Consider the following 1503-nt stretch of genomic DNA (forward strand, 5'->3'; position numbering starts at 1 on the left):
TTATAATCATTATATTGCATTCATAATCGCTTTTCTGCAAAATAGCTTATCTATAATCGCTTGAGCCACTCATGATGAATACCCCTACTTCAGACCCTATTGGCGCAGCATGGCTTATCCGTTATGCCAGCATCGAGCTGGTGTCCCCTTTATATGTCAGCAGTAGTATCGGTGGGCGCAGACAAACCTATAAAGACGGTGACGTCATTCATAACGCTTATCAGGAAACCGCGCGTCCACTGGACACTATCATTGCGCACTTACAGTTTCACATGCGTCATGAAGTACTGAATTTAGAGTTACTGGTTCGTCTATTTGAGCAGGTAGGTGCTGATGACGTACAAGCATGGGTAAACGCTGAGCCGACAGGCAGCTATGCCCGTAGAATGGCTTTCTTGTATGAGTGGCTCATGGGTCAGCAGTTAGCAGTACCGAGTAATTTAGGCGGTAACTATGTGGATGCTCTAGATGCTAAGAAGCAGGTTACTTCAAGCCCTGCGCATGTCATAAAGAATGCTCGTTGGCGTATCAATGACAATCTTGCAGGAACCCGTCATTTCTGTCCTCAATTGGTGAAAACAGAGTTGTTTACGCAAGCCGCTGCACTCGATATTGCCACAATGGTTGACAAGCTGAACGATGAATTTGGGCAAGACTTACTGATGCGTGCCTCCGTATGGATGACATTACGAGAGAGTAAAGCCAGTTTTACTATAGAAGGTGAAGGGAAAGAGTTAAAACGTATTGAACGTTTCGCCGATGTGATGGCACGGCGTACCGGCAAGGGCGATATTCCGCTTGATCCTGAGTCGCTAGCAGAGTTGCAACAAGAGATACTTGGTAGCAAAACGGTCATCCAGCAGTATGGCGTCCGTCAATCTCCAGTTTTTGTGTCGCATACTCAGGTCAATGGCTTTAAAGAGATTGTGCACTATATTGCGCCACCTGCTGATGACATTGCTGAAAAGCTCAAAGGGTTACAGGCATTTATGGAAAAGACCGAGGGACAATCGGCACTGATACGTAGTGCGGTTGCTTCCTTTGCTTTTGTGTATATTCATCCGCTAGCGGATGGCAATGGCCGAGTACATCGCTTCCTAATTAACGATGTACTCAGACGCGACCAGATCATTCATGAGCCGATTATCTTACCTATATCGCAAGCCATCGCTGAGCATCCCTCAGACCGTCATGCCTATGATAAAATTTTAGACCGTGTATCCGTGCCACTTATGGAGCAAATCCGTGATCATTACAGCTTTGATAAACAAGCGATTACTTACCCTGATGGTATTCGCTCAAACTTAAATTTTGAAGACAGTCACCTTATTCAACCGGCATGGCGCTTTATGGACCTGACGCCTCATGTTCAGTACTTATCAGGACTGATTGCGCATGTTATTGAAAAAGAGATGCATAACGAGTCACAGTACCTAAGACAACATGACCATGCACGACTGGCGATAAAAGAGATTATTGAGATGCCCAACAGCTATGCCGATA

1 protein-coding gene is annotated in these 1503 nt (G+C 45.5%); it reads left to right on the plus strand.

The annotated features are described in order from the left end of the window. Positions 1 to 71 precede the first annotated feature (71 nt). Positions 72 to 1503: Fic family protein (locus AS194_RS01865; protein ID WP_058023790.1), on the plus strand; the 1432-nt coding region annotated here is incomplete at its 3' end.

Source organism: Psychrobacter piscatorii, from assembly GCF_001444505.1.
GTDB lineage: Bacteria > Pseudomonadota > Gammaproteobacteria > Pseudomonadales > Moraxellaceae > Psychrobacter > Psychrobacter piscatorii_B.